The sequence below is a fragment of the Ferribacterium limneticum genome, assembly GCF_020510565.1.
Taxonomy (GTDB): Bacteria; Pseudomonadota; Gammaproteobacteria; order Burkholderiales; family Rhodocyclaceae; genus Azonexus; species Azonexus limneticus_B.
Genome location: NZ_CP075189.1, coordinates 1 through 18,309 on the forward strand (window position 1 = coordinate 1; position 18,309 = coordinate 18,309).

The following is an 18,309-nucleotide window of genomic DNA, read 5'->3' on the forward strand; positions in this document are numbered from 1 at the left end:
ATGGCCGGTTTCTGGGAATCCTGTTTGCAGCGCTTCGAGCAGGAATTGCCCGCGCAGCAATTCAACACCTGGATCAGGCCCTTGCGGCTCGAAGGCGAAACCACGGCTCTGGACGACGGCTTGCGCCTTATCGCACCGAACACTTTCATCTTGAAGTGGGTCCGTGACCGCTACCTGACCCGGATTGAAGAATACAGCCGCAGCTTTTTCTCCGGCCCGGTCAGCATCGCGCTGGTCATTGGCAGTGGAAAAACAGCCAGCCGGGTTGAAACCGGCGGCGAGGTGGGTGAAAAACCAGTCACCAAAACAGCAGCTAGCGGTGAAAAGAAGGCCCCGGCGCCGGAAAAACCGCGCACCAAGAGCGGCAATTACGAAAAATCCCGGCTGTTTCAGTCCTTCACCTTCGACAATCTGGTGGTCGGCAAGGCGAATGACCTGGCACGTGCGGCGGCCGTCCAGGTGGCCAACAACCCTGGTGGCGCCTACAACCCGCTGTTCATCTACGGCGGTGCCGGCCTCGGCAAGACCCACCTGATTCACGCTATCGGTAACGCCATCGTCGCTGAAAACCCGGAAAAAATTGTTCGTTACGTTCATGCCGAGGATTACTACTCGGACGTGGTGCGCGCCTATCAGCAAAAATCCTTCGACAGTTTCAAGCGCACCTATCGTTCACTCGATGTGCTGTTGCTCGATGATGTCCAGTTCTTCAACGGCAAAAACCGTTCGCAGGAAGAGTTTTTCTTCCTGTTCAATGCGCTGATTGAAGCGCGCAAGCAGATAATCATCACCTGCGATACCTATCCGAAAGATATCAACGGGTTGGATGATCGTCTGGTCACCCGCTTCGACTGGGGCCTGACTGTCCAGATCGAGCCGCCGGAACTGGAAATGCGCGTTGCCATTCTGAAGAAGAAGGCAGAAGCGGAAGGCATCCATCTCGATGACGAGGTGCCATTCTTCATTGCCAAGCATTTGCGTTCCAATGTGCGCGAACTCGAAGGTGCCCTGAAAAAGGTTCTGGCCTACTCGTCCTTCCATGGTCGTGCCATCGCGCTGGATCTGACCAAGGAGGCGCTCAAGGACGTCATCGGTTCGGCCCGAAATGTCGGCATCGACAACATCCAGAAGACCGTTGCCGATTATTACAAGATGAAGGTTGCCGAGCTGTTCTCGAAAAAGCGTACCCGCGCTATTGCCCGGCCGCGTCAGGTCGCCATGTGGCTTTGCCGGGAAGTGACTTCACACAGTTTTCCGGAAATCGGCGATGCCTTTGGCGGTCGCGATCACACGACGGTCATTCATGCCGTCAAGACCATCGATGCCCTGCGCATCAAGGAAAATGAACTCAACCACGACCTGCATGTGTTGCTGCAGGTGTTGAAAGGATGAGGCTGTCGATAAGTCTGTGGAAAAGCTGTGTGTCAATTGTGGATCATATGGAATTACCCACTTTGTGGGAAAATTGTCCGGATTTCACCCACAGGCAATTCAGTCGTTTGCGCAGACCGTAAAATTTGATTCAATCATCTGAAATTAAACGTATTTTTTCAGTTATTCACAGAATTGTTCCCGATATAGTCTACTTAGGAATTTAATTTATGGTTCTTATCAAAACCCAAAGAGACACGCTTCTGGCCCCGCTGCAGTCGGTATCGGGAATTGTCGAGCGTCGTCACACGCTGCCTATCCTGTCCAACGTATTGCTGGAAAAGAAGGGTGATCGCCTGACCTTGCTAGCCACCGACATCGAAATCCAGATCACGACGAGTACCGAAGGTGCTGGCGGTGATGGTGATGGTGCGGTGACAGTGGGTGCCCGCAAGCTGCAGGAAATCCTGCGTTCCCTGCCGGATACCACCGAAGTCAGCCTGGTTCTCGAAGACAAGCGCCTGCTGGTTCGTGGCGGCAAGAGCCGGTTCAGCCTGCAGACCCTGCCGGCCGACGATTTCCCGCGCATGACGGTCAATGACGGCGAAACCAAGCAGTTTTCTATGTCGCAGAAGGCTTTCCGCCAGCTGATCAGCAAGACCCAGTACTCGATGGCAGCGCAGGATGTGCGTTACTACCTGAACGGTCTTTTGTTGTTGGTCGAAGGCAAGGAGCTGCGTGCCGTGGCCACCGACGGTCACCGTCTGGCCTACGCCAGCGTCGAGATCGACACCGACCTGCCGCGTCAGGAAATGATTCTGCCGCGCAAGACCGTGCTTGAACTGAACCGCCTGCTGCTTGACAACGACGATGCGCTGAACATCACGCTGACGCCGAACCAGGTGCGCTTCTCCTTCGGCTCCGTGGTGCTGGTTTCCAAGCTGATCGACGGCAAGTTCCCCGATTACGAGCGCGTCGTTCCGGCCACCCTGAAGAACCACATGAAGGTTGGTCGTCAGACGTTGATGCAGGCCATGCAACGCGCCGCCATTTTGACCAACGAAAAATTCCGTGGTGTTCGCGTCGTTCTGGGTGAAAACAGCCTGAAACTGATCGCTGCCAACGCCGAGCAGGAAGAGGCCGTCGAAGAAATCGAAGTCGACTACACCGGCGATGTTATCGACGTCGGATTCAACGTCGGTTATCTGCTCGACGTGCTCAACAACATCCACACTGAAGAAATTCAGTGGAGTTTCAACGACGCCAATTCCAGCGCGCTGATTACTGTCCCCGGCATCGACCGCTTCAAGTACGTCGTGATGCCGATGCGCATCTGACCGACCAGGCAACAACCCAAGAAGGCCTGCCCAGCCGGGCAGGCCTTTTGCAGTTTCACGTGGAACCAAAACAATGAGTGAAGAGAACGTCCCGCAATCCGAGTCGCCCGCCTACGGCGAAGCCAGTATCCAGATCCTCGAAGGCCTGGAGGCCGTCCGCAAGCGCCCGGGCATGTACATCGGCGATACCTCCGACGGTACCGGCCTGCATCATCTGGTCTTCGAAGTCGTCGACAACTCGATCGACGAAGCGCTGGCTGGGCATTGCGACGACATCATCGTCACCATTCATACCGACAACTCGATTTCCGTCATCGACAACGGCCGGGGCATCCCGACCGGCGTCAAGATGGATGACAAGCACGAGCCGAAGCGCTCGGCAGCTGAAATCGCGCTGACCGAACTGCACGCTGGCGGCAAGTTCAACCAGAATTCCTACAAGGTATCGGGCGGTCTGCACGGCGTTGGCGTGTCCTGCGTCAATGCGCTGTCCAAGTTCCTGCGCCTGACCATCCGCCGCGATGGCAAGAAGCATTTCATGGAATTTTGCCGTGGTGTGCCGGTTGACCGCAGCATCGAGGTCCGCGACGGTTTTGAAGTCTCGCCGCTCAAGGTGATCGGCGATACTGAAAAACGCGGTACCGAAGTGCACTTCCTGGCCGATGACGAAATCTTCGGTCACGTCGAATTCCACTACGAAATCCTCGCCAAGCGCCTGCGCGAACTGTCTTTCCTGAACAACGGCGTATCGATCAAACTGGTCGACCAGCGCGCCGGCAAGGAAGAGCTTTTCGCCTTTGCCGGTGGCGTGCAGAGCTTTGTTGAGTACATCAACCGCACCAAGTCGGTCCTCCATCCAAACATTTTCTATTCGTCCGGCGACGCCAAGGTGGGTCAGGGCGCCGCCGATTCCGCCATCACCATCGGCGTCGAAGTGGCGATGCAGTGGAACGACTCCTACCAGGAACAGGTGCTCTGCTTTACCAACAACATTCCGCAATCGGACGGTGGCACCCACCTGACTGGTTTGCGCGCCGCGATGACCCGCGTCATCAACAAGTACATCGACGAAAACGAGATCGCCAAGAAGGCCAAGGTCGACATCGCCGGTGACGACATGCGCGAAGGCCTGGCCTGCGTGCTGTCGGTCAAGATGCCTGATCCGAAGTTCGCCTCGCAGACCAAGATGAAGCTGGTCTCGTCGGAAGCCCGTGCTGCCGTTGAAGAAGTTGTCGCCCAGAAGCTCGCTGATTTCCTGCTTGAGCGTCCGGTCGATGCCAAGATGATTTGCGGCAAGATCGTCGAAGCCTCGCGGGCCCGTGAGGCCGCTCGTCGCGCCCGTGAAATGACGCGCCGCAAGGGCGTTCTCGACGGCGTTGGCTTGCCCGGCAAGCTCGCTGACTGTCAGGAAAAAGACCCGGCGCTGTGCGAAATCTACATCGTCGAGGGCGACTCCGCTGGCGGCTCCGCCAAGCAGGGCCGCGACCGGAAGTTCCAGGCCATCCTGCCGCTGCGCGGCAAGGTGCTCAACGTCGAGAAGGCGCGTTTCGACAAGCTGATCTCGTCCGAACAGATCGTCACGCTGATCACCGCGCTCGGTACCGGCATCGGCAAGGACGATTTCAACGTCGAGAAGTTGCGCTACCACCGCATCATCATCATGACCGACGCGGACGTCGACGGCGCGCACATCCGCACTCTGCTGCTGACGCTGCTCTATCGCCAGATGCCGGAGCTGATCGACCGCGGCTACGTCTACATCGCCCAGCCGCCGCTCTACAAGGTCAAGCATGGCAAGACCGAGCGTTACCTCAAGGACGATCTCGAATACAACCAGTTCCTGCTCAACATGGCGCTCGACGAAGCTGTCCTGACACCGCGTGTCGGGGCCGAGCCGATTACCGGCCCGGCCCTTGAAGGTCTGGCCCGTTCGTGGCTGGCCACCGAAGCCGTCATCGATCGCCTGTCGCACCTGATCAATCCGGAAGTGCTGCAGTCCATCGTTCGTCACAATCTGGCGGTCGACCTGTCGAGCGAAGAAAAAACGCGGGCCAGTGCCGAACTGATCGCTTCCTTCATCCCGGCTGGCACGCGCATGGTGCCGAAATACGACGACATCCAGGAACGCTGGACCCTGCGCGTCGAACGCATGCACCACGGCAACCTCAAGGTCGGCCTGATCGACGAAGATCTGCTGCTCTCCGGCGATTTCATGCAGTTGCGCCGCACGGCCGAAACGCTGGCTGATATGTTCGGCGCCGGCGCCATCATGGCGCGTGGCGAGAAAAAACAGGTCGTGACCAACTTCGGCGACGCCATGAAGTGGTTGCTCAACGAAGTCGAACGCGGCATCGCCAAGCAGCGCTACAAAGGTCTGGGCGAAATGAACCCGTCGCAGCTTTGGGAAACGACGATGGACCCAAAAGTCCGCCGCCTGCTGCGTGTGCAGATCGACGATGCCATCGCCGCCGACGAAATCTTCACGACCCTCATGGGCGAGGATGTCGAGCCGCGTCGGGCCTTCATCGAAACCAACGCCTTGAGCGCCCGGGTCGATATCTGATCTAAAATTTTTCGGAAAGACGCTCGTTGTTCCGAGGACAGAAAGGCCCCGATTCGGGGCCTTTCCTTTATCTCCGGATTTGCTTCAACGCCGCTTAATTCCGGCGATTATTCAACTGGTTTTTGGCGGCACTGTAGCTGGCGACGCAGTAGGGCACGATGAAATTGAGCGCGACGTGGTGCCAGGAAATTCCAGACCATGAAATGAGTGCCTCGCCCTGATTGATCGCGTTCAGTAGGCTGCCGACGACGAGCGCAATGCGGATGGCGTTGGTGACGATGGGGCGGGAAAGTGCGGTGCTGAGGGTTTCGTTCATCGAGGCGGTGACGCTGGTATTTGCAGGGCTTGGTTCATTTTGACAAGGAATTCGGTATGCGGGTAGTGATTCAACGGGTCAAGGCGGCCAGTGTCACGGTCAACCGGAAAATTTGCGGAAAAATAGAATCGGGCCTGCTCGTGCTGGCCGGGTTTGAAGAGTCCGATACCGCTGCCGATCTGGCCTGGATGGCCGGCAAGATCGTTCGCCTGCGGCTGTTTGCCGACGCCGATGGCGTGATGAATCGCAGCGTCGTCGAGGCTGGCGGGGAGATCCTTGCCGTCTCCCAATTCACGCTTTATGCCTCGGTCAAGAAGGGCAATCGGCCGTCGTGGAGCCGGGCGGCGTGCGGTGATGTATCGCAGCCGCTGTTCGAGCAATTTGTCGTCAGGCTGGCAGCTGAACTCGGCAAGCCGGTGCCGACCGGGGTGTTCGGGGCAGACATGGAGGTCAGCCTGATCAACGACGGCCCGGTGACCCTGACTATCGATTCGAAGGCGCCGGAGTAGGCGGTTCAAGCGCTGGCGACGGCCGCGTGCAGGCGGCTGATGCCGTCGAGGCCGCCGATGGCCAGCCCGATGCCGTTTGCCGGGTCGGGCACTTCCGGTTCGCCGGGATTGATGCGGATGAGTTGGCCGCCGCAGTTCTCGGAAAAATGGCGGACTGTCGGGATGTTCGTCCCGGCGCCGATTTCGATGCAAACCAGACGTTCGACCGTGGTTAGCCATTGTTGCAGGCGCTGGTATTGCAGCTTCGTGCGTCGCTGCACCCAGCCCCAGTCGCCGAACATCAAAATGTTGGGCCGGGCGAGGGCGCCACAGTGCGTGCAATGCGGTAATTCACCGAGCAGGCGGCAGTTGGCGGCATCGATTTCGGGCTGAAAGGCATCGGCCGGCCAGATCTGCTCGCCGCAACCGGCGGCGCATTGCAGGTGGTGGATGCAGCCGTGGATTTCACAGACCTGGTCGGTGGCGAAGCCGGCTTTCTGGAATTGGCCATCGACGTTGCTGGTGAAGGCGAGGATACCGTGCGCCATGTCTTTCGCCAGGTCGAGGAGCATCGCAAAGCCGGCGTGCGGTGCGGTTTTTCGGTAGAGATCAAGGCGATGGCCGTAGAAGCCCCAGGCGAGGCGCGGGTCAGTTTCGAAGGCGGCCGGATTGGCGATCGATTCAAAGGCGATCCTAGCCCTGCCGAGTGCCGGATAGACCGACCAGAAACCGCCCGGCCCGCGAAAGTCGGGCAGCCCGGAATCTATGCCCATGCCGGCCCCAGCGGTGATCAGCAGGCCATCGGCTTGCTGCAACCAGTCGGCTGCCCGGGCGATGTTGGTGGCTGGCTGCCGGTCAGGCACGGCCTTTTTCGCTCATTCCCACGGTCAACCGGAAAAAAGGCCGAAATTTGAAATCATTCCGCCTCAGTCAAGGCCGCCTTCGGTACTCGACAGCACGCCCGGATAGCCCGTCGGATCGTCCTTGTGGTGAAAGATTTCGTTGATCTGGAACTCGAGGTCGGTGAGGGCGCCGTGTTCGTCGGCGTAGATTTCCTTGATGCGCAGGACTTCCGGCAGGGCGCTGCGGAAGGCGTCGATCAGCGTCGGGTCGAAATGCTTGCCGGATTGCTCGTAGAGGTATTGCAACGCTTCCTCGACGGGCACCGCGCCTTTGTACGGGCGAACCGAGACGAGGGCATCGAAAACGTCAGCGATGGCGACAATCCGCCCTTCGAGCGGGATCTCCTCGCCCTTGAGTTGTTGCGGATAGCCGCTGCCATCCCATTTTTCGTGGTGGGTCAGGGCGATGATGCGCGAAGTTTCGAGCAGCTCGTTATCGTGCTTGCCGATGATTTCGGCGCCCATGATCGGGTGCTGGTGCATGACTTCCCATTCCGCGGCATCGAGTTTTCCCGGCTTGAGCAGGATGGCGTCGGGGATGCCAATCTTGCCGATGTCGTGCATTGGCGCCGTGTTGAAGATGATGTTGGCCGCTTCGTCGCCGAGGCCGTGGGCGAGCGCGATGATGCGGGCGTAATGGCTCATGCGCAGGACGTGGTTGCCGGTCTCGTTGTCCTTGAATTCGGCCGCCCGGCCAAGACGGCGGATGATCTGCTGGCGTGTCGTGAGCAGCTCGTGGGTGCGCTGGCGGACCATCCGTTCGAGTTCGCGCGACTGGTCGTAGAGCGCCAGATGGGTGCGCACCCGGGCTTTGACGATGGGCGGGCTGATCGGCTTGGTGATGTAATCGACGGCCCCCGTTTCCAGTCCGCGCTGCTCATCCTCGGTGCTGGTCATGGCGGTGACGAAAATGATCGGAATCCGTCGGCGGTCGGGGTTCGATTTGAGGCGTCGGCAGATTTCCAGACCACTGAGGCCGGGCATCATGATGTCGAGCAGGATGAGGTCGGGCGGCTCGTCGGAATAGACGATCTTGAGCGCCTTCTCGCCTGAGGTGGCGATGCGGATTCGATAGTCGTCACGCAGCACTTCGCTGAGCAGATCGATGTTTTCCGGGCTGTCGTCGACGACCAGGATGCATTGTTTGGGGAGAAGTGGGGACATGAGCTATGGGTTCTCGTCGGATGACTCAAGGGGTGCCCTGGTGCGGGCCGAGCTGTTGCAGGGTGATGGATGCTTCTTCGAAATCATACTGCCCGATCTGGCGAGCCAGTTGCTCGACCCGCTGCGGGTCGCATTGCTGCCCGAGCCAGGCGGAAATTTCTTCGAATTGGTGGACGGCTGCCGCATCGGCATTGTCGAGAAGCTGGCGCAGTGTGGACAGCGCCTTGGCCTGCGCTTCCGGTGGCGGCACCGGTGCCAATGGCCGCGCCGCCGTCGGCAGGGTGGCCGGAATGGCCAGGGCGGTCGGCAGCGTCGCCGCCAGTTTGAGCAGCAGCGCGCCGATCTCCTCGTCGCCGACGGGCGTCCCTTTTCTGAGCTTTTCTTCCAGTTCGCCGGCCAGCCGGGAGAGGGTGACGGCGCCGATATTGCCGGCCAGGCCGCGCAAGGTATGGGCCCGCAGGATCATGGCGGCGCTGTCGCCCTGTTGCCGGTCGGCCAGCAGCCGGTCGACGACATCGCCCTGATTTTCGCGGAAACGGATGACCAGCCGGTCGTACATGCTGTGATTGCCGCCCATCCGCGCCAGGGCGGCGGCGCTATCGATTTCCGGCGCATCCCCGGTGCCGGCGGGAATGACCGGAGTCGGCGCCAGGCTTTCGCCCTCGCGCAGCTTGAGCCAGTGCGCCAGCGTGGCGTAAAGAACGGCAACGTCGATGGGCTTGGGAATATGATCGTTCATGCCGGCCGTCAGACAGCGTTCGCGGTCGCTGGCCAGGGCGTTGGCGGTCATGGCGACGATCGGCAGCTGGCGCATGTGCAGTTCGTCGCGGATCTTGCCGGTCGCCGCGTAGCCGTCCATGACCGGCATCTGGCAATCCATCAGGACCAGATCGTAGGTCGCCTGCTGCACGGCGTCGACGGCCTGCTGGCCATTTTCCGCCGTATCGACGGTCAGTCCGATATTGCGCAACATTTCCTCGGCCAGTTCGCGATTGACCTCGTTGTCCTCGACGAGCAGCACGCGCCGGCCCGAGAAGTGGCGGGACAGATTGGCCGGCGTCACCGTCGGGACGGCGGCGAGGGCCGTTTCACGATGCAACGCGACCATGATGCTGTCGAACAGCGACGACGGCGTCGCCGGCTTGCTCAGGATGGCGCCAACCGTCTGGCTGCCGAGCGCCGCCTGCAACTCTTCGTGGTCGAAGGCGGTGGCCATCACGGTGGCGGCCTTGTCGGCCGGCGCCGACTGGCTGATCCGCTTGATCAGCTCGACGCCATCCATGCCCGGCATCTTCCAGTCGATGATGAGCAGTCCGTAGGGCTGGCCTGCCTGGCCGGCCACCGCCAGTTCGTCCAGCGCCGCGCTGCCGCTGGCCACGGCATGGCTGGAGATACCCAGCGCCGTCAGCATCTGCGTGAAGATCTCGCAGGCCCCGGCGCTGTCATCGACGACCAGGGCGCGCAGGTCGTCGGGCAGTCCGATGCGTCGCTGCCCCGTTTCTTCACCGACAGCGAGCCCGAAGCCAAGGCGGAAGCTGAAGCAACTGCCGGCGCCGAGCTGACTGGTGACGCTGATGCTGCCGCCCTGCAGGTCCACGATGCGCTTGCAGATCGACAGGCCCAACCCGGTGCCGCCGTATTTTCGTGTCGTCGAAGTGTCGGCCTGGGTGAAGGCCGAGAACAGTTGCGCCTGCTGCTCCGGGCTCATGCCGATGCCGGTATCGCGCACCTCGAAGCCGAGCTCGACCTTGTCGTCGTTGCCCGCCAGCCGGTGCACGACCACCGTGATTTCGCCGGCTTCGGTAAATTTGATGGCGTTGCCGACCAGATTGAGCAGGACCTGGCCAAGGCGCAGCGAATCGCCGATCAGGCGGTCTGGTACATCGGGGGCCACGGCGTAGAGAAGCTCCAGCCCGCGTTCGCGGGCTTTCTGGGCGCACAGGTCGCCGAGGTGGCGCAGGCTGGCGTCGAGACTGAATGGCGCCTGCTCGAAATGCATCATGCCGGCCTCGATCTTCGACAGGTCGAGAATGTCGTTGATGATGCCGAGCAGCCCCTTGGCGGCGTTATCGACCTTGCTCAGGTAGTTCTTCTGGCGCGAAGTCAGTTCGGTCTGCAAGGCGAGGTGGGTCATGCCGATGATGGCGTTCATCGGCGTGCGGATTTCGTGGCTCATGTTGGCCAGGAAGTCGGCCTTGGCGGCGGCGGCCGATTCGGCGGCGGCCTGTGCTTTTTCGGCGATGCGATTGGCCTCCTTGAGCGCCGAGATATCGACAATGATGCCGATCAGCCCGCCCGGGGTACCGTCGGGTGAGAGGAAGCCGCTGATCGAGTAGAGGGTGTCACGCAGTTCCCCGTTGGCATTGACCATTTGCACCTCGCGCGTGGTCCAGCCGCACTCGGCAATCACCCTTTCGTCTTCGGCCTGATAGGCCAGCCGCGCTTCTTCTGGCAGGTACTCGAGATCGAGCACTCGCTTGCCGATTAACTGCTGACGGTCTATGCCAAAAAATACCTCGTAGGCCCGGTTGCAGCCGAGGAAACGCGTGTGTTCGCCCTTGTAGAAAATGGCGTTGGGAATGGTGTCGATGAGGGCCTGCATGAAGGCGAACTGGCGGATCAGCTCGCCTTCGATTTCGCGCCGGTCGCTGATATCGAGGACAGTCACCAGCAGCGAGTCGAGCTGGCCATCCTCGTCGCGGATCGGGGCGATCTGGACGTCACCCCAGCAGGTTTTGCCATGCGCATCGACGAACTCGAATTCGTGGCGGACGGCCTTGCTTTGCCCGGAGGCGATCTGGGGCAGGACTTCGTTCATCCGGGCCTGAATCTCGGCCGGGAAAACGATGTCTTCGGGATGCGCCAGCAGCACATCGATCGGCTGACCGACAAAGCGGGCAAAGGCCGGATTGACCAGCGTCGGCTTGCGCGCCGGGCTGAGGCTGACGATGCCGACCGCGGCGTTGTCGAAAATGGCGCGGAAGAAGGCTTCGCGCTTTTGCAGGATGTCCTGGCTCTGGCGCAGCGCCTGCGTGCGTTTGGCGACCTTGAGTTCCAGCTCGATCTGGGCGTCTTCCTGGGCCCGGCGGGCGCTGCGCAAGTGCTCGCGCATGCCTTCGAGGGCGGCGGCGAGCTGGGTGACTTCGCGCCAGGGGGCATCGGTGGTGACCGGCCGGTCGAGCTCGAGGCGACCGATGCGCGTGCTGTCTTCGGCCAGGGCATGCAGCGGCGCGCCAAAGCGCCGGGCGATGTGGATGGCGACGGCCATGCCGAGGGCGAGGGCCGAGAGGGTGATGAGGGCGAGCAGCAGCAGGTCTTCGCGGGAAATCGGGACGAAATCGGTTTCCGGGGCGACGACGCCGAGCAGGATGCCGCTGGCGTTGCCTTCGAGCGGACGGAAGAGGCTGACCCATTGCCCGTCCGGGCGGTCGAATCGGTGCACGCCCTGGGCGGCCGAAGGCATCGCCTGCCATTGGCGGAAAGCATCGGCGAACTCGGGCAGTTCGAGTTCTTCGGAGGTTTTGAGCAGCGCCTGGTTAATGGCGTGGCGGTCGTTGAAACGGGGGTCGCGTGGCGGGGCAATGAGCTTGCCTTCCTTGAGGAAAAGCGCGGCCATGCCCTGCGAGCCGAAGACCATGCGGGTGGTGAATTCGGCAATGTCGATGAGCCGCACGTCGTGGGCGATGACGTAGGTCGAGCCATCGCTGGCCGTCCACCGCATGGCGGCCGTGATGCCGGGTTCCTTGGTGGTGAAGAAGATGTAGGGCTCGGTCCAGTGCACCGCCTGCGCCTCGGTCAGTGCCATGGCGCCCTTGAACCACGGACGTTCCCGGGCGTCGTAGTTGCGTTCGCGCATCTCGACATTTTCGATCTCGCGGTTCTTGTTCCAGGTGATCCAGTAGGTCTGGTTGCCCCATTCGGCCGGGTTGCTGATGCGGTTGAGCCAGCGGCCTTCGTCGGTCATCAGGAGGAGGATTTCGCGGCCTGATTCGTGGGCGAAGATGACCGAGGTGATTTCGCCGTGATTGGCGATGATGGGGAAGAAGAATTCGTTGAAACGCAGCAGTTGCGCCTGATCGATATCACTATTGACGCCCCAGCCGTGGCTGCTGCGCAAGGTGACTTCGACGGTCTTGAACAGCCGCGTGACGCGGGCTTCGAGCTGTTCGGCGGCGAGCCGCATCTGGGATTCGGCCAGCCGGTCTACCGTGGGTCGGCCGATCAGCTGATACAGGGCGAAAGCGAAGACGGCGACAGACAGCAGGATAAGCAGGCCGATACGCAGTACCAGACTGTTGGCGAACCCCGGCTTGTTGAAGAAACCATCCCGCAGCATTCTGTCCCCTGTTTGTGAATGCCAACGTTCCCCTAGCGACGAATTATTATTTTATTTTCAGCACCAATGTTACGAGATATACGCCTCGCGCGTATACATGTCAGCCGAATGATTTTTTTAGGGCAGGACGGTGATTTCGGGCGGCTGGCCGATGAACTCGAGGCGCTGGCGCAGGGCTTCGGTGACGAAAATCCGGTTGTCGCGGTCGACGCGCAAAACGAGGCCGATTTCCATCTTGCGTGCCATGTCACGCCAGCCATCCGGGCCGGCGATGAAGATCGGCTTGGAGGCTGCATCGGACAGCGTGCCAGCCTTCGGTCCGGCCGGAATGAGCACGGTGACGGCCTGCGTGTGGTCGGCCGGGTAGCCGCTACGCGGGTCGAGCAGGTGGGCGTAGCGTTGGCCGTCGACTTCGAAGAAGCGCTGGTAGTCGCCCGAGGTACCGATGGCTTCACCATCGGCCAGCGTCACGGTGGCCAGCGGCCCGGGTTGGCGCGGGTGCTGGATGCCGACGCGCCACGGCTTGCCTTGCTTGCTGCCGAGTGCCATTACGTTGCCGCCGATGTTGATCAGCGCGTTGTTGATGCCTTGCTGGCGCAGGATGGCGGCGGCGCGGTCGAGGGCGACGCCTTTGAGGTAGCCGCCGAAATCGAGGGCGACGTTGCGGTTGCGGCTGCTGATCGTCTGGCCGTCGATGGCGATGTCGGCAATCGACGGCTGGCTGGCCAGCCAGGCCTTGATGTCGGCCGGAGACGGCAGTTCGGCCTTGAATTCATCGGCCTGAAAGCCCCACAGCTTGATGAGCTGGCCAATGCCGGGGTCGAACAGGTAGTCGCCCTGTTTCGAAAGCGCTTGGGCTTCGCGGACGAATTCGGCGAGTTCCGGCGACGATTCCGACGGTCGACCGGAAAAAATGGCCGAATTCAAAATGGTCAGTTCGGACGCCTGCCAGGCGTGATAGCTGCGGTGCAGGCGGTCGAATTCACGCAACACGGCGGCGACGGCCTTGCGGCCCTGTTCGGGATCTTCGCTGACGACCAGCACTTCGACGCGGGTGCCGAAGACGTAGGCCTGCTGTTCCTGCAATGGCGTGCGGCCGCAGGCGGTGAGGAGGAGGGCGCACAGCGCCGTCAGAAAAAGCTTCAGGACAGGTGTCAGCTGAGGCCGCATGCGTGTTCGATGGCGGTGATGAAAGCGCCGGCCGCATCGAACCCCGACTGCTGGCGGATTTCGACCATGCAGGTCGGGCTGGTTACGTTGATTTCGGTCAGGTGGTCGCCGATGACATCGATGCCGACGAGCATGAGCCCGCGCTTGAAAAGGACGGGGCCGAGGGCTTCGGCGATTTCCCGGTCGCGGGCCGAGAGTTCCTGGGCGACGCCGGTGCCGCCGGTGGCGAGGTTGCCGCGCGTTTCGCCGGCCTTGGGGATGCGCGCCAGGCAAAAGGGCACCGGCTTGCCGGCGATGATCAGGATGCGCTTGTCGCCGTGGCTGATCTCGGGCACGTAGCGCTGCGCCATGATCGTCCGCGCGCCTTCGTGGGTCAGCGTTTCGACGATGACGTTGCGGTTTGGGTCGTTGCGATGGACGCGGAAAATCTGGCTGCCGCCCATGCCGTCGAGCGGCTTGAGGATGACGTCGCGCTGCTCGTCGATGAAATGGTGGATTTGCGCCATGTCGCGGCTGATCGCGGTGGTCGGGGCAAAGTGGGCGAACTCCATGAGCGCCAGCTTTTCCGAATGATCGCGCAGCGCCCGCGGCCGGTTGAAAACCTTGACGCCATCCGCCTCGGCCCGTTCGAGCAGCCAGGTTGCGGTGAGGTATTCGAAGTCGAAGGGCGGATCCTTGCGCATGATGACCGCGTCGAAGGCGGTCAGCGGCATCCATTCGCGGCCGGTTTCGCGGTACCAGTCGTGGTCGTCCGGGCGCAGCAGCAGGTGCGTCGCCTCGCCGACCACGCCGCCGGGGTGACCGGCCTCCGGCTTGCGCCAGCCGAGCGTCGCGGCGTCGATGGCATAAACATCGTGGCCGTGGTTTTCGGCGGCGCGCATCATGGCCACCGACGAATCCTTCCACGCCTTGAGATGCTCGAGCGGATCGACGATGAAGGCGATCTTCAGTGACTGTGCACTGCCGCCGAGCAGGTGTTTTTCGAAATGTAGTTGCTGAGCCACGGCGCTCAGTCGTTTTCCGGCGCCGTGCGCTCAAGTTCGATGGCCGCCGCCAGGCAGGCCAGCCGGCCGACGACGCCGTAGGCGTAGAAGCGGTTGGGCGCGGCGTCCGGGTTGTTGCAGCCGTAGTCGGGCATGTTGCAGCCGGTCTCGAAGGCCAGCGGCTCGAAATGCATGCCCGGCGCGTTGAGGTTTTCGTCCTTGCCGCGCCCGGTGTGCACGCGGTAGAAGCCGCCGACGACATAACGGTCGACCATGTAAATGACCGGCTCGGCGACCGCCTCGTTGAGCGTCTCGAACGAATGCACGCCTTCCTGAATGAGCACTTCGGAGACTTCCAAACCTTCCTTGACGACGCTCATCTTGTTGCGCTGCTTGCGGTTGAGGGCGATGACTTCGTCGACATTGCGCACCGTCATGATGCCCATGCCGTAGGTGCCGGCATCGGCCTTGACGACGACGTAGGGCGTCTCTTCGATGTCGTATTCGCGGTACTTTTCCTTGACGATGTCGAGCACGGCCGAGACGTTGGCGGCCAGGCATTCCTCGCCCTGCCGCTCGTGGAAATTGACGCTGCGGCAGACCGAGAAGGCCGGATTGATGCGCCACGGGTCGATGCCGATGGCCTTGGCGAAATCGTTGGCGACCTGGTCGTAGGCGGCGAAGTGGTTGGACTTGCGGCGCACGGCCCAGCCGGCATGCACCGGCGGCAGCACGACCTGCTCGTGGAGGCCCTGCAGGATGGCCGGAATGCCGGCCGACAGGTCGTTGTTGAGCAGGATGGCGCAGGGGTCGAAGCCGTCGAGGCCGAGGCGGTGTTGGGTGCGCACGAGCGGTTCGAGCAGCAGGCTCTGGCCGTTGGGCAATTCGACTGTCGTCGGCTGGGTGATCTCCGGGTTGAGCGAACCAAGGCGCACGTTGAGGCCGGTCTGCTTGAGGATGGCGGCGATCTGGGCGACGTTCTGCAGGTAGAACTGGTTGCGCGTGTGGTTCTCGGGAATGAGCAGCAGGCTGCGCGCTTCCGGGCAGAATTTTTCGATGGCGCTCATCGCCGCCTGCACGCAGAGCGGCAGGAAGGCGGGGTTCAGGTTGTTGAAGCCGCCCGGGAACAAATTGGTGTCGACCGGCGCCAGCTTGAAACCCGAATTGCGTAGATCGACCGATGAGTAGAAGGGCGGCGTGTGCTCCAGCCACTGGCTGCGCAGCCACTGCTCGATCTGCGGGCTGGCCGCGAGGAAGCGACGCTCGAGCTCGAGCAGGGGGCCGGTGAGGGCGGTGGTGAGGTGTGGAACCATGTGCTGTCTCTCAATCCCGGGGTTTTTATTTTGGCTGCAAATCTTACACCGCAGTGCAGCAAATGTGCGCCCTTGCTGCGGTCAACCCCTTGAAAACAGGTAAAATTCACCCCTTCGTTTTGCCGCTTTTTTGAGATAGGAATCGTAGTGCTCGTCGCCGCCAACATCACCATGCAGTTCGGGGTCAAACCCCTGTTCGAGAACGTCAATGTCAAATTCGGCGAGGGCTATCGCTACGGCCTGATCGGCGCCAACGGCGCCGGCAAGTCGACCTTCATGAAGATCCTGTGCGGCGCACTCGAGCCTTCGGCCGGCAATGTCTCGAAAGACAAGCACGAGCGCATGGCCTACCTGAAGCAGGACCAGTTCGCTTACGAAGACATGCGCGTCCTCGACGTCGTGCTCATGGGCCACGAGGAAATGTGGGCCTGCATGAGCGAGCGCGACGCCATCTACGCCAACCCCGAAGCAATCGAAGACGACTACATGAAGGCGGCCGATCTCGAGCATCAGTTCGGCGAATACGACGGTTACACGGCTGAATCGCGCGCCGGCGAACTGCTCCTCGGTGTCGGCATTCCTATCGACCAGCACAACGGCCCGATGAGCCAGGTCGCGCCCGGCTGGAAGCTGCGCGTCCTGCTCTGTCAGGCCCTGTTCGCCAACCCCGACATCCTGTTGCTCGACGAACCGACCAACAACCTCGACATCAACACCATTCGCTGGCTCGAAGACACCCTGAATGCCCGTGATTCGACGATGATCATCATCTCCCACGATCGTCACTTCCTGAATCAGGTCTGTACCCACATGGCCGACCTTGATTACGGCAAGATCACGACCTACGCCGGCAACTACGACGACTTCATGGAAGCCGCCCAGGCCGCCCGCGAGCGCCTGCAGAACGCCAATGCCAAGGCCAAGGAACGCATCGCCGAACTGCAGACCTTCGTCCGCCGCTTCTCGGCCAATGCCTCCAAGGCCAAGCAGGCGACCAGTCGCGTCAAGCTGATCGAAAAACTCAAGCCGGAAGACATGAAGCCGTCGTCCCGCCAGTACCCGTGGATTCGCTTCGACTACGACGAGAAGCAGAAGCTGCACCGTCAGGCGGTCGAGATCGAGAATGTTTCCTTCACCTACGAAGGCGGCGAACGCAAGATCTTCAACAATCTGACGCTGACCATCAACGCCGGTGAACGCATCGCCGTCATCGGTGAAAACGGCGTCGGCAAGACAACTTTCCTCAAGCTACTGATGGGCGAAGTGACGCCGCAGTTCGGCACGATCAAGTGGGCCGAAAAGGCTTTCCCCGGCTACTACGCGCAGGACCACAGCGCCCAGTTCGCCGGCACCGAGAGCCTGACCGAATGGATCGCCGGCTACGCCCGCGCCACCATCGAAGACGGCGGCGACCTCGAAACGCTGATCCGCGGCACGCTCGGTCGCCTGCTGTTCTCCGGCGACGAAGTGAAGAAGTCGGTCAACGTCATTTCCGGCGGCGAGCAGGGCCGCATGCTGTTCGGCAAGCTCATGCTGTCGAAGCACAACGTGCTGCTCATGGACGAGCCGACCAACCACCTCGACATGGAATCGATCGAATCGCTCAACAGCGGTCTGGAAAAATTCCCCGGTACGCTGGTTTTCGTCTCACACGACCGCGAGTTCGTTTCGTCGCTGTCCACCCGCGTGTTGGAAGTGAAGAACGATGGCCGGATCATCGATTACCTCGGCGGCTATGAGGATTACCTGGCTTCGCAGGGCGTCGAATAAGCCGGAAACAGCCATTTCATTTTTGGCTGTTTTTTCCGGTTGACCGTGGGAATGCCCGGTTTGACCGACAAAGGCCGAAACGCTGTGCGTTTCGGCCTTTTTTTCTATTGAATCTTGCCGCCGGCGGCCAGCGTGCGGATGATGCGCACGCAATCGACGTCGGACTGGTGGTAGGCCGATTTGACGTACTCGATATAGGCCCGTTCCTCGGAATTCGGATCGGTCGCCAGCGTCGTCTGGTAGGCAAAGCGCAAGAACAGGAAGCCTGCTTCGGGCTCCTCGATAGTGATCATCAGACTGCCGCCGGGATGGACCTCGGACGGCTGAATGTCGAAACGCACGGACACCATGTCGACCAGCGTGACGCGGTCATGGATGACGGCCGGGCCGAAATCGAGCTCGCGGAGCAGGGTGTCGGCCTGGCGTTCAAGAATGGTGCAGGATTCCAGTCCGGGCAGGAAAGGAACGGCATTTTCGACGCGATGGAGCAGGCCCTGCCATAGCTGATCGCGGGTCATGGTCTCGACCAGCGGGTTTTCCGGGTCGTTGATTTGTATGAGATGTTCGAAATTCATGGGGCGGATGTTAACATCTCG

General features: G+C 61.3%; 13 protein-coding genes. 5 read left to right on the forward strand and 8 right to left on the reverse strand.

Annotated features, from left to right (window positions below; genetic code table 11):
- The 3 genes from dnaA to gyrB all read left to right on the forward strand — a co-directional run bounded on the left by dnaA (position 1) and on the right by gyrB (position 5,271).
- Positions 1-1,392 carry a chromosomal replication initiator protein DnaA gene (gene dnaA, locus KI610_RS00005; protein WP_226496685.1) on the forward strand — a complete coding sequence of 464 codons (1,392 nt, stop codon included), beginning with the start codon at positions 1-3 and terminating at the stop codon, positions 1,390-1,392.
- Positions 1,393-1,601: 209 nt separating this feature from the next.
- Complete coding sequence (dnaN, locus tag KI610_RS00010; protein ID WP_226496686.1) at positions 1,602-2,708, forward strand: DNA polymerase III subunit beta; 1,107 nt, start codon at positions 1,602-1,604, stop codon at positions 2,706-2,708.
- Positions 2,709-2,781: 73 nt separating this feature from the next.
- Positions 2,782-5,271 carry a DNA topoisomerase (ATP-hydrolyzing) subunit B gene (gene gyrB / locus KI610_RS00015; protein WP_226496687.1) on the forward strand — a complete coding sequence of 830 codons (2,490 nt, stop codon included), beginning with the start codon at positions 2,782-2,784 and terminating at the stop codon, positions 5,269-5,271.
- A gap of 94 nt (positions 5,272-5,365) precedes the next feature.
- Here gyrB and nrtS read toward each other — a convergent pair whose 3' ends face one another.
- Positions 5,366-5,587: a nitrate/nitrite transporter NrtS gene (gene nrtS / locus KI610_RS00020; RefSeq protein ID WP_226496688.1), complete on the reverse strand. Its 222-nt coding sequence runs from the start codon at positions 5,585-5,587 to the stop codon at positions 5,366-5,368.
- Positions 5,588-5,643: 56 nt separating this feature from the next.
- Here nrtS and dtd point away from each other — a divergent pair, with 56 nt between their 5' ends.
- On the forward strand, positions 5,644-6,096 hold the full coding sequence (dtd, locus tag KI610_RS00025; protein ID WP_226496689.1) for a D-aminoacyl-tRNA deacylase: 453 nt from the start codon (positions 5,644-5,646) through the stop codon (positions 6,094-6,096).
- Between the two features lie 5 nt (positions 6,097-6,101).
- Here dtd and KI610_RS00030 read toward each other — a convergent pair whose 3' ends face one another.
- From KI610_RS00030 to gshA, 6 genes are all read right to left on the reverse strand, one after another.
- Positions 6,102-6,938, reverse strand: coding sequence for an SIR2 family NAD-dependent protein deacylase (locus KI610_RS00030; RefSeq protein ID WP_226496690.1), 837 nt, complete (start codon positions 6,936-6,938; stop codon positions 6,102-6,104).
- Between the two features lie 63 nt (positions 6,939-7,001).
- Positions 7,002-8,141 (reverse strand): response regulator, encoded by a 1,140-nt coding sequence (locus tag KI610_RS00035; RefSeq protein ID WP_226496691.1) that lies wholly within the window; start codon positions 8,139-8,141, stop codon positions 7,002-7,004.
- Between the two features lie 25 nt (positions 8,142-8,166).
- Positions 8,167-12,477, reverse strand: coding sequence for a response regulator (locus KI610_RS00040; RefSeq protein ID WP_226496692.1), 4,311 nt, complete (start codon positions 12,475-12,477; stop codon positions 8,167-8,169).
- Between the two features lie 117 nt (positions 12,478-12,594).
- Positions 12,595-13,647 carry an FAD:protein FMN transferase gene (locus KI610_RS00045; RefSeq protein WP_226496693.1) on the reverse strand — a complete coding sequence of 351 codons (1,053 nt, stop codon included), beginning with the start codon at positions 13,645-13,647 and terminating at the stop codon, positions 12,595-12,597.
- Positions 13,632-14,651 carry a glutathione synthase gene (gene gshB, locus KI610_RS00050; protein ID WP_226496694.1) on the reverse strand — a complete coding sequence of 340 codons (1,020 nt, stop codon included), beginning with the start codon at positions 14,649-14,651 and terminating at the stop codon, positions 13,632-13,634. Before gshB ends, KI610_RS00045 begins: the two co-directional genes overlap by 16 nt.
- A 5-nt stretch (positions 14,652-14,656) precedes the next feature.
- Positions 14,657-15,943 carry a glutamate--cysteine ligase gene (gshA, locus tag KI610_RS00055; RefSeq protein ID WP_226496695.1) on the reverse strand — a complete coding sequence of 429 codons (1,287 nt, stop codon included), beginning with the start codon at positions 15,941-15,943 and terminating at the stop codon, positions 14,657-14,659.
- Positions 15,944-16,090: 147 nt separating this feature from the next.
- Here gshA and KI610_RS00060 point away from each other — a divergent pair, with 147 nt between their 5' ends.
- A complete protein-coding gene (locus tag KI610_RS00060; RefSeq protein WP_226496696.1) occupies positions 16,091-17,713 on the forward strand; it encodes an ABC-F family ATPase in 1,623 nt (540 codons plus the stop codon).
- Positions 17,714-17,817: 104 nt separating this feature from the next.
- Here KI610_RS00060 and KI610_RS00065 read toward each other — a convergent pair whose 3' ends face one another.
- Positions 17,818-18,288 (reverse strand): SRPBCC family protein, encoded by a 471-nt coding sequence (locus tag KI610_RS00065; RefSeq protein ID WP_226496697.1) that lies wholly within the window; start codon positions 18,286-18,288, stop codon positions 17,818-17,820.
- Between the last annotated feature and the right edge of the window lie 21 nt (positions 18,289-18,309).

Coding starts and splice junctions, on each gene's coding strand:
- dnaA (WP_226496685.1), top strand. CDS start 1: ATGGCCGGTTTCTGGGAATCCTGTTTGCAGCGCTTCGAGCAGGAATTG.
- dnaN (WP_226496686.1), top strand. CDS start 1,602: ATGGTTCTTATCAAAACCCAAAGAGACACGCTTCTGGCCCCGCTGCAG.
- gyrB (WP_226496687.1), top strand. CDS start 2,782: ATGAGTGAAGAGAACGTCCCGCAATCCGAGTCGCCCGCCTACGGCGAA.
- nrtS (WP_226496688.1), bottom strand. CDS start 5,587: ATGAACGAAACCCTCAGCACCGCACTTTCCCGCCCCATCGTCACCAAC.
- dtd (WP_226496689.1), top strand. CDS start 5,644: ATGCGGGTAGTGATTCAACGGGTCAAGGCGGCCAGTGTCACGGTCAAC.
- KI610_RS00035 (WP_226496691.1), bottom strand. CDS start 8,141: ATGTCCCCACTTCTCCCCAAACAATGCATCCTGGTCGTCGACGACAGC.
- KI610_RS00040 (WP_226496692.1), bottom strand. CDS start 12,477: ATGCTGCGGGATGGTTTCTTCAACAAGCCGGGGTTCGCCAACAGTCTG.
- KI610_RS00045 (WP_226496693.1), bottom strand. CDS start 13,647: ATGCGGCCTCAGCTGACACCTGTCCTGAAGCTTTTTCTGACGGCGCTG.
- gshA (WP_226496695.1), bottom strand. CDS start 15,943: ATGGTTCCACACCTCACCACCGCCCTCACCGGCCCCCTGCTCGAGCTC.
- KI610_RS00065 (WP_226496697.1), bottom strand. CDS start 18,288: ATGAATTTCGAACATCTCATACAAATCAACGACCCGGAAAACCCGCTG.